Source organism: Actinokineospora sp. PR83 (genome assembly GCF_021056305.1).
GTDB lineage: Bacteria > Actinomycetota > Actinomycetes > Mycobacteriales > Pseudonocardiaceae > Actinokineospora > Actinokineospora spheciospongiae.
The window spans coordinates 23,965-33,351 of the sequence record NZ_JAJCXD010000086.1; the positions used below are offsets into that span (position 1 = coordinate 23,965).

General features: G+C 75.8%; 6 protein-coding genes. 2 read left to right on the plus strand and 4 right to left on the minus strand.

Features of this window, described 5'->3' with window-relative positions:
* The first annotated feature begins 79 nt into the window (after positions 1-79).
* Both L6E12_RS27625 and L6E12_RS27630 read left to right on the plus strand, forming a co-directional pair.
* A complete protein-coding gene (locus L6E12_RS27625) occupies positions 80-676 on the plus strand; it encodes a TetR/AcrR family transcriptional regulator (RefSeq protein WP_236230848.1) in 597 nt (198 codons plus the stop codon).
* Positions 666-2,375, plus strand: a complete 1,710-nt coding sequence (locus L6E12_RS27630; protein WP_236230849.1) for a CocE/NonD family hydrolase — start codon at positions 666-668, stop codon at positions 2,373-2,375. The genes L6E12_RS27625 and L6E12_RS27630 overlap by 11 nt, the downstream gene beginning before the upstream one ends.
* Here the strand turns inward: L6E12_RS27630 and L6E12_RS27635 are convergent.
* The 4 genes from L6E12_RS27635 to L6E12_RS27650 are packed head-to-tail and all read right to left on the minus strand — an operon-like array spanning position 2,282 to position 8,964.
* Positions 2,282-2,731, minus strand: a complete 450-nt coding sequence (locus L6E12_RS27635; protein WP_236230850.1) for a GNAT family N-acetyltransferase — start codon at positions 2,729-2,731, stop codon at positions 2,282-2,284. The genes L6E12_RS27630 and L6E12_RS27635 overlap by 94 nt on opposite strands.
* A 37-nt stretch (positions 2,732-2,768) precedes the next feature.
* Positions 2,769-4,652: a glycohydrolase toxin TNT-related protein gene (locus tag L6E12_RS27640; RefSeq protein ID WP_236230851.1), complete on the minus strand. Its 1,884-nt coding sequence runs from the start codon at positions 4,650-4,652 to the stop codon at positions 2,769-2,771.
* Positions 4,649-5,233 carry a hypothetical protein gene (locus L6E12_RS27645; protein WP_236230852.1) on the minus strand — a complete coding sequence of 195 codons (585 nt, stop codon included), beginning with the start codon at positions 5,231-5,233 and terminating at the stop codon, positions 4,649-4,651. Before L6E12_RS27645 ends, L6E12_RS27640 begins: the two co-directional genes overlap by 4 nt.
* Positions 5,233-8,964: a hypothetical protein gene (locus L6E12_RS27650; protein WP_236230853.1), complete on the minus strand. Its 3,732-nt coding sequence runs from the start codon at positions 8,962-8,964 to the stop codon at positions 5,233-5,235. Before L6E12_RS27650 ends, L6E12_RS27645 begins: the two co-directional genes overlap by 1 nt.
* Between the last annotated feature and the right edge of the window lie 423 nt (positions 8,965-9,387).

Genomic DNA, 9,387 nt, shown 5'->3' on the forward strand with positions numbered 1-9,387 from the left:
CGTGCCCGCACAAGGGGAACATCTCCGCCGTTGACCTCCGCGCGCGATGCAATACACTTGCATTGTAAAAGGAGGTGTGATGCCGAAGAAGGTCGATCACCAGGAGCGGCGGGAGCAGATCGCGGCGGCGGTCTGCGGGCTCGCGGCCAGGCAGGGGCTCGACGCCGTCACCCTGCGGCAGGTCGCGGCCGAGGCCGGGGTGTCCATGGGGCGGGTGCAGCACTACTTCACCGGCAAGGACGAGATGCTGCTGTTCGCGTTCCGCGCGATCAGCGACCGGGTGGAGCGGCGCATCGCCGAGGCGGTCGCCGCCCTGGGGCCGGAACCGGGCGCGCGGGACGTGGTCCGGGCGCTGCTGCGGGAGATGCTGCCGCTGAGCGCGGCGGCCAAGGACGAGGCGCCCGCGCTGACCGCGTTCCTCGCCAGGGCGGTGGTCGAGCCCGCGCTGGCCGAGTCCCTGCGCGAGGGCGGTGCGGGTCTGCGCGGGTTCATCGCCGAGAAGATCCGCGCCGTGCCGGGGGAGCGCGACGCGGTGCGGGAGGCCGCCACGCTGACCGCGCTCGTCGACGGCCTGATGACCCAGGTGCTCACCGGGCAGGTCGAAGCCGACCTCGCCGTGTCCGTGCTCGACTTCCACCTGGACCGGATCTTCGGCGGGGGTCCTGGTGCGCGTTGACCGGAACCTGCCCGTGGTCGCCGCCGACGGCACCACCCTGCTCGTCGACCACGTCCACCCGATCGGACCGAGTCGCGGGGTGGTCGTCTGGATCCGGACTCCCTACGGGCGCGGGCAGATGGCGTCGACGGCCAAGCGGTTCGCCCGCCGGGGCGCGGACGTGCTCATCGAGGCCGCGCGCGGGACCGACGGCTCGGGCGGCGCGTTCGACGGACTGGACCACGACCCGGCAGACGCGCCCGCCGTGCTCGGCTGGCTGCGGGCGCAGGCGTGGTTCCCGGGGGTGATCGTCACCTGGGGGCTCAGCGCGATCGGCCGGGCCTGCTGGTCCCTGGCCGGGGTGGAGATCCCCGAGTGGCGGCTGGCGATCCTGCAGGACACCCCGTCGGAACTGCGCGACGGGCTCGTCTTCCCCGGTGGCGTGTTCGCGGGCGCGGTCGTGCTCGGGTTCGTCCACACCGTCGAGTGGCAGGCCGACCACCCGGGCGCCTCGCTGCTCCGCGGCATGGTCGCTTCCGTGCGCGGTGCGCGCCGGTCGAAGCGGGTGCTCGCCGAACTGCCCCTCGGCACGGCCGACGAACGCCTCACCGGGCGCCGCTCCGCCCAGTTCCAGGAGTGGCTCGCCCGTGAGGGCGACGACGCGTACTGGGAGCGGCTCGACCTGCGCGCGGGCGCACCCGGGATGCCCGGCCTGGTGCACCTGGCCACCGGCTGGCACGACTTCTGCCTGTCCTCGACGCTCGCCGACTACGCCGCCCTGCGCGCCGCGGGCACACGCGTGCGCCTGGTCGTCGGCCCCTGGTACCACGGCCGTGGCGCGGTGGACCGGGCCCACCGCCACGACGTCGACGCCTGGGTGGACGCCGCGACCCGCGGCACCGACCCACCGGAGGGCGCACCGGTCCGGGTGCACGTCGGCGGCGCCGACGAGTGGCGCGACCTCCCCGAGTGGCCACCGCCCGGCCACCCACCGGTCGACTGGCACCTGCACCCCGGCGGTGGGTTGTCGACGGACCCGGCACCGGAGTCGCCACCGGACCGCTACCGCTACGACCCGGCGGACCCCACCCCCGCCCTGGGCGGCGCGGTGGAGAACTGGGACGGCACGGCGGGCGCCAAGGACAACCGCACCCTGGAGGCCCGCCCCGACGTGCTGACCTTCACCAGCGCCCCCCTGCGCGCCGACCTCGACGTCATCGGCCCGGTCACGGCCACGGTGCACCTGCGCTCGACGCTCGACCACACCGACCTGGTCCTGCGGCTGTGCGACGTCGCCCCGAACGGCCGCTCCACGAACCTCTGCGACGGCGCGCGCCGCCTGCGCCCGGGCGACCCGCCCGCCAACCCCGACGGCGCTCGCGTCGTTCGCGTCGACCTCACCGCCACCGCCCACCGGTTCCGGGCCGGGCACCGCCTGCGCGTGCAGGTGAGCAGCGGGGCGCACCCGCGGTTGGTGCGCAACACCGGCACCGGCGAACCCCAGGCCACCGCGACCACCACCCGCCCGGCGGACCAGGAGATCCTCCACGACCCGGCACACCCCTCGGTCCTCACCCTGCCGACAGCTGCGACCGCGGAGGATCCCCCGGCTGCGCGGGACCGCGGTCAGCCGATGTGCCGGAGGAACCGCCGTTCGAGTCGCCCCGATGCCGGATCGCGTTCGACCTCGTCCGTGCCGACCCAACCCGCCCGCTCGTAGACGCCGATGGCGCGTTCGTTGTCGTTGATCACCCACAGCTCCAGCACCTCGCGGCCGACCTCCCGCGCGTGCTGCTCCACGTCCTGGAGCAGGCGGCTTCCCACGCCGCTGCCCCACGCGTCGGGGTCGACGGCGAGGTAGAACAGTTCCAGCGTCCGTGCTCGAGGCGCCACCAGGGCGAAACCCACGGGACGACCGCCCCGTTCGGCCAGCAGCAGCTTCGCCCCGGGGAGGTCGAGGCGCCGCCGGATGCCCGGCGCGGTCGCCTCGACGGTGGCCGGTTCCGGGTCCCGGTCGCGGCGTGCCTTCGCGCGGGCCCAGATCGCCGCGGCCTCCCGCACCCCGCTCACCGACATGGGCGTGCTCCTGCGCCACCGCGCGTGGTCCGGCGGGTCACGGCCGGTGGTCCGGGGACACCTCTTCCACCCACCGGAAGGGCGGGCCCTCGGCCTCCCGCACGCTGACGGGGAAGACGTGGGCGCGGTGGCCGAAGGCGTTGAGCCCGCTGATGACCTCCACGCCGGGCCGCATCCGGTAGCGGTGGTACTCCATGGCTTCCCGCGGCTGGTTGTGCCCGCGCTCCTCGAACGGCACGTCGACCGTGTACACGACGTTGCCCTGCGGGCTGCCCCACCGGTCGACGAGCGAGTCCGGCGCGGGCAGCGCGCGGATGTCCCGCAGGTCCTGCACCCCGGGGTCGGTGTCGGTCAGCACCCCGAACGGGACCTCGAACGGCATCATCTCGCCGTAGGGCTCACGCCGCAGTTGCTCGCGGCGTTCGTAGAGGAGCCCGCTCAGGAACGCGACGGCGTCGTGCACGGAGGTGAAGCGGTGGAAGTGGTCCCTCCACCCGGTCTCGGGGTCGGTCAGGAAGACGGAGTACTCGTCGCCGTAGGGGCCCAGCGTCCAAGCGCCCCGGACGACCTCGCCGAACCGGTAGTACAAGCCCGACACGCGGTGTTCCTGGGCGAAATCGATCAGCCTGCGCACGGCGTCGTCCCAGGCCGCGTCCCGCCGCCTGGTGTACTCCGAGCGGGGTGCGCCCATGGCGAGCGCGGCGCCCCTGGCCATCGCGCGCTCGGGCACGAGGACCGGGGGCACGGGGGTGTGGGCGTTGGCGCGGATGTGGTCGACCAGCTCGATCCTCGGCGGCACCCCGTGCTCGCGCAGGTAGTGCGCCACGGTTCCCGACCACACCCAGCACCCGTCGGTCTGGTAGGTCATCGGGACGGTGCGGGGCTGCCCGGGGGCGAGCAGGTCGGGCAGGTCGCCCCGCCCGTGCAGCAGCACCCGGCCCGCGTCGAGGTAGCCGAGCACCAGTTCGGTCTCCTGGTCGGTCAGCACCGGGCGGTACCAGCCGACAACCTCCCCGTCGTCGAGGTCGAACCCCGACGCGACGTACGACGCGTCGTGCTCGCCTGCCGGGCCCCTGGGCGCTGACGGCAGCACGGCCATCCCCCTGGCCAGCAGCCACGGCGGCGCGGCGGCGGCCTTGCGCGGCAGCAGCCGCAACTCCTCGGCGTAGTCGGCCGCCACCGCCGCCACCCGCCACGCGGGCTCGGTCCGGTGGTCGAGGTCCAGCTCCACCGGGGCGTCGGGCGCCCACCGCAGGCGCGCGGTGAACCACGCCCCCTCGTCCGGGGTGTAGGTCACCATGCGCAGCCGGTGCAACCACTGGGTGACCGCGGCGGGGACGGCCCAGTCCAGCCGCGTGCCGTCGGCCGTGGTGACGGTCGCCTCGACCTCCATGCACCACACCACCGCCCGGCACTCCAGGGTCGCCTCCCGCCGGTCGTGCGGGAGCAGGTCGGTGATGGCGGCGAGCGCCTCCCGGGCGAACCGGTCGGGTGTCGGCCTGCCCACGGTCCACTCGTCCGGCACCAGGGCCGCGGTCCTGGGCGGGTGCGGCTTGGCGTAGTCGATCGGGAAGGTCGTGCGGTGCACCACGAGCCCGCCCGCCTCGGCGGGGGCGATGTGCCCGGCCACCGGGTCGACCTCGACCGGTGCGGCGTCCGCACCCGTCACCGACACGGTGAACAGCGACTGGCAGCGGCCCAGCTCCAGCACCCGGTACCAGCCCCCGCCGTCGGGCAGCTCGTGGTACCGCTCGTAGGGGTCGTCGTGCGGTTCGTCCTGGCGCAGCAGCACCGCGGTCTCCCCCGGCTCCCACGGCGCCGCCCAGCGCACCTCGGCGTCGATCGACGCCAGGTGGCTGAACTCCGGAACCCAGTCCGGTTCCTGCCCGTGGTCCGGTTGCGCCTGTTCTGTCTCCGTCATCCCGTCTCCCCCTCCAGGAACGCCCGCGCCTCGGCGCGCAGCGGCGCGGGCGCGGGTTGCCACGCAGGCGTGGCCGTGAACGCCCGCAGCACCGCGCGCTTGTGCTCGTCCGGTTCCGCCCCGGACAACCCCAGCACCGGCCACAACTCGTCGAGGCGCCGCGCGGGCAGGTCCCAGCCCGCCGAGCGCAACCAGTCCTCGTTGTGCACGTCCACATCGGACACAGCGGCACTTCGGGCGGGTTTGGGCGCGATCATCCGGCGGCCCACCACGCGCAGCCCCGCGGCCACCGCGGCGGCCTCCGCCTCGCGCGCCCACCGGTCCAGCTCCGCGTCGTCCACTTCGGACCCCCTTGGCGCGGACAGGCTCACGCTCCAGGACTCCTCGCCGTCGCGCCAGAGCCCCAGCGACCGCTGCGGCACCGCGCCGCCACCGGTGTCGCGACTGCCGAACAGGGCGTCCTCCCGGTCGGTCAGCCGCCCCGCCGGGGTCAGACCGAGCAACTCGCGCAGCCGGTCCAGCTGCTCCCGGTCCACCGCGCCCGCCAGGTCCACCCGCAGCCTGCGCTCCAGCCCCGCCATCAGCCCCCACCTCCGTGCACGACGTCCACGGTGGCCGAGCCGCGCCCGGCCAGGACCACGAACTCGATCTGCCACAGGCACCCTATACCGGTCTGCGGGTACGCCAGGACGGCCTCGCGCGGCACCCTGGCGGCCAGGATCACCCCGGGCTCCGGACGCCCACCGAGCCAGTCCTCGGCGACCCGCCGGTCCCCGGTCCACGCCGACAGCGGCCGCTGCCCCGGCATGTCGATCTCCGCCCCCTCGGGCGCGCGCGACCACTCCGGACGGTCGTCCCCCGGCCACGAGTAACCCCGGTACAGCACCAGAGCGTTGACCCCGCGCGCCGCGAGCGCCCCCTGGGTCAGCTCGTACTGCACCCGCAGCAGCTCCCGGTGCACGGCCCCGTGCTCGACCACCGCCCGGTCGACGTCGGCGCGCAGCGCCTCGTCCATCCGCCAGCCCTGCACCCCGCGCAGGCCGAACTCGGCCTCGGCCGCCTCCTGGATCGCCAGCGACCGCACGTTGGTGCCGTTCGACGTGTGCGCCCACGACATGAGCAGCTCGCTGACCGCCGTCTCCCGCAGCAGCCGCTCGGCCCCCGGCGCGTCCAACGGCAGGACCCCCTCGGCCCCCGGCTCCAGTTCCGACCGGTGCACCAGGGTGCCGCCCATCGACGGGTGCTCGGGGTTGCGCAACCGGATGGCGTGGTCGCCGTCCCCGAGCCGCGCCACCGCCGCCACCGGCACGTGCGGCTCGGCCGCCGCGCGCAGCAGGGCGTCGGTCGGTGTCCGGACCCGGTCGGTGACCGCGCTGATGACGGCGGACTTGGCCTGCTCGGAGGTCGTGCTCGGGTCGCCGCCGTAGACCAGGTCGCGGCTCAGCTCCCGGGACCACTCGCGCTCGGCCACCAGGTCGGGGGAAACCGCGCTCGCCTGCCCGGGTTCCGGCGGGGTCGGCGGGTCGGGCTCGGGGCCGCCCGCCCCCGGTCCGGCTTCGGCCGCGCCACCCGGTTCACCGGCGGAACCGCTGCCCGGTCCGCCGTCCGGTCCGCTGCCCCGCCCGCCGTCCGGTCCGCTGTCCGGTTCACCGCCCGGTCGGGCCACGATCCAGTCGGTCTCCTGGAAGTGGACGTGGAAGCCCTGGTGGGTCATGTCCGCCGGGCCATCGCCGCCGAACACCGCGTAGGACATCTCCCGGCCGCTGCGCGCGGTCCACTGCTCGGCCCACTGGCGCAGGTGCGGGTACTCGTCCCGGACCAGCGCCTTGTTCAGGTAACCGTGGTCCTTGGCCAGTTCCCCCGGGTAGGCGTCCGGGTCCCAGTTGGCGCGCGCCCGCTCGAACATCTGCGCCGAGGACACGTTGATGTCGAAGTCGCTGGGCTCCTCCAGGCCCAGCCGGTGCATGGCGTCGAACGGACGCCCGCGCGGGCGCTCCGGGTCGTCGCCGAACCAGTCGCGCAGCCGCGACAGCGCCTCGGGGTGGTCGGCGAGATCGGCCTCGGTGGGCAGCTCCTTGTGCACCCCGGAGAAGAAGTCGGCCCCGGAACCGCGCATCCGCACGTCCACCCGGGACGGGTCGACCCCGTCGCGGTGCAGCGCCTCCAGCAGGGAGACCCGCCACTGGCGGTAGGTCGCCGCGTCCATGCCCAGCGGGGCCTCCCTGGCCATCCACGCCTCGACCTGCTCCCGGTCGAGGCCGAGGAAGTCCAGGTCGCGGTCGCGGATGGTGTACCCGGTGGTCGGGTCGGCGGGCCAGTCGTGCGGGACGTTCGCGGGCGGGTCGGGGTCGATCCCGGGGAACGCGGGTCGGTCGGCGCTGTCGGTGCGGTCGCCGGGATCGCCGGGGCTGTCCTGCTCCGCCGGGCTGTCGGGGCCGCGCCGGGTCGCCGTCTCCGGGGCGTGCCGGGGCAGCTCCGAGCCCCAGGAGGGGGTGTGGCCGGGCGGGTGCGGACCGGGGTGCACCTCGTACCCGCCGTCGGGCCGGTGGGTGCGCCACTCGCCCCCGGGCGGCCAGCCGGGGCCGGACCCGCGGGCCTCCGAGGCGAACACCGTGCCGTCGTAGGTCACCCACGCGTCGGTGTTCGGGGCGGTGACCGGGGCCCCGGTCGCCTGGGCCAGCCGCGCGGCGAACCCGTCCTCCACGGCCCCGGAACCGCAGCCCAGCAGCACGACCGGGGTGCCGGGCCGGTAGTCGGGGTTCGCCTTGAGCACATCGGCGACGTCGCGCGCGCTCAGCACCGAGTGGCCCACCCGCGCGCTGTGCTCCGCACCGTGGACGTCGACGACGAACCGGCCCTCGATCGCCGCCACCTGCCGCGCCGTGTGCCGCTGGTTCGGCCCGGTCTCGGCGTCGAACAGCGACATCCCCGCGGGCGTCGCCTCCACCCGCGACCGCACGAGGTCATCGAGCCGCTCGTCGGCCAGGGCTTCCAACCGGTCCGACAGCGGGCGCCGCACCCGCGCGGGCCCGGCGTCGGGTCCGTGTCCGGACCGCTCCGGGGCGGGCCGCCGCTCGACGATCTCGTCCACCCCGGACAGCGCCCGGCTCTCCGCCACCCGCCGCGCGTGCTCCGCCCACGACCGCTGGTCCTCATCCTGGGCCGCCGGGGCGTTGTCGTCGTTGCCCGCGGGTCCGAAGCCGGTGTGCCCGGTGTCGGCCGTGTCGAAGGCGGGCTGGGTGTGCCGCCGGGTGGACCGGGTGGGTTGGGTGGGTCCGCCCGCGTGGTCCGGGTCGCTCAGGAGGACGTGCAGGTTCCCGGTGACGGGGTCGACGTGCCTGCTGCGCACCACCAGTGGCGTGCCCGGGGGCAGCACGGCGGTCGAACCGGGCGCCCGGCCCGCCAACCCGCTGACGTCGCGCGCCGCCGCCGAGTCGATGTGGAACTCCACCACCGGCTGCCCGGGCCGCGGCGGGGCGGGGTGCGCCGTGGCCACCGCGAACCCCGGGTCCACCACGCGGTTGCCCGGGTGGAAGGTGTCGGGCACGGCCCCCACCACCCGGTGCGCCCGCCCGTGGAACGGCGGCAGCTTGGCCACTGCGGCCCGGGCGTTGTGGACCTGCGGGGCGACCCGGTGCGCCGTGTCGGCGTCGGCCCGACCGGCCAGGGCGCGCGCGACCGGCCCCCGCTCCGAGCCGCCGATCGCCCCGTGCAGCGCCACCAGCTCGTCCCGCTCGATGTGCCTCAACCGCGGGTCGGCGCGTTGCGCCGCGTCGACGTGCAGCCGGTGCGCGGCCAACTCCGCGGGCGGGTAGCGCCGCCGCATGTCCTGCAACGGGTCCGGCCCCCCGGCGTCCGGCGCGGCCCGCCGGAAAGCCCGCCGCGGCTCGCCCACGACCTCCGCCGCCCCCGGCGGCTGCGGCTGCCCGTGCCCGACCACCGACCCGTCGGGCCGGAAGGTCCGCCACTCCCCGTTCGGCGGCCACCCCGGCCCCACCCGGTACTGCCCGGTCCGGGCGTCGGGCAGGTGGTGGGCGGAACTGGAGAACACCCGCCCCCGGTCATCCACCCACGCGTCCCGCGTCGGCGCCGTGACCGGCACCCCCAACTCCCGCGCCAACTCCGCCGCGAACCCCCCGTCCGCGGCACCCGCCCGGCACGAGATGAGCCGCACCGGCTGCTTGCCGTCCCACTGCGACGACCGGATGATGTCGGCGGTGTCCCGCACGGACAACTCCCGCTCCCCGATCCGCGGGTGCCGCTCGTTGCCGTGCACGTCCACGGTGAAGGCGTTCGGGTCGCGCTCGACCATCCGGGCGGAGTGGCCGTGGGTGGGGAACCTGGGGTCGTGCCCGAGGAGCAGACCCGCCCGGGTGGGGGCGATGGCGGGCGCGAGGTCGCGCAGGTGGCGGGGGAGGGCGACGGGAGCGCGGTGCGCGGTGTGCGCGTCGGGTCGGGGCGCCGCAGTGCCCGGGTCGGGTGTGTGCGGAGGTGTGGTGTGTGGAGTCGGGTCGGGTGTGTGCGGTGGTGTGGTGTGCGGACCGGGAGCGGGGTGGTGCGGTATTGAGGTGGACGCGGTGCCGGGGTGAGCGGGGTCGGGGGTGCCCGCGCGTGTGACGCCGGGGTGGTGGGGTGCGGGGCCCGGTTGGGTGGGTGTGCGGGTGCCCGCGAGTGCGGCACCGGTGCGGTGGGGCGTGGTGGGGTCCGGTCGGGTGGTGCCGGGGTGGTGGGGTGT

Coding starts and splice junctions, on each gene's coding strand:
- L6E12_RS27625 (WP_236230848.1), top strand. CDS start 80: ATGCCGAAGAAGGTCGATCACCAGGAGCGGCGGGAGCAGATCGCGGCG.
- L6E12_RS27635 (WP_236230850.1), bottom strand. CDS start 2,731: ATGTCGGTGAGCGGGGTGCGGGAGGCCGCGGCGATCTGGGCCCGCGCG.
- L6E12_RS27640 (WP_236230851.1), bottom strand. CDS start 4,652: ATGACGGAGACAGAACAGGCGCAACCGGACCACGGGCAGGAACCGGAC.
- L6E12_RS27645 (WP_236230852.1), bottom strand. CDS start 5,233: ATGGCGGGGCTGGAGCGCAGGCTGCGGGTGGACCTGGCGGGCGCGGTG.
- L6E12_RS27650 (WP_236230853.1), bottom strand. CDS start 8,964: ATGGTCGAGCGCGACCCGAACGCCTTCACCGTGGACGTGCACGGCAAC.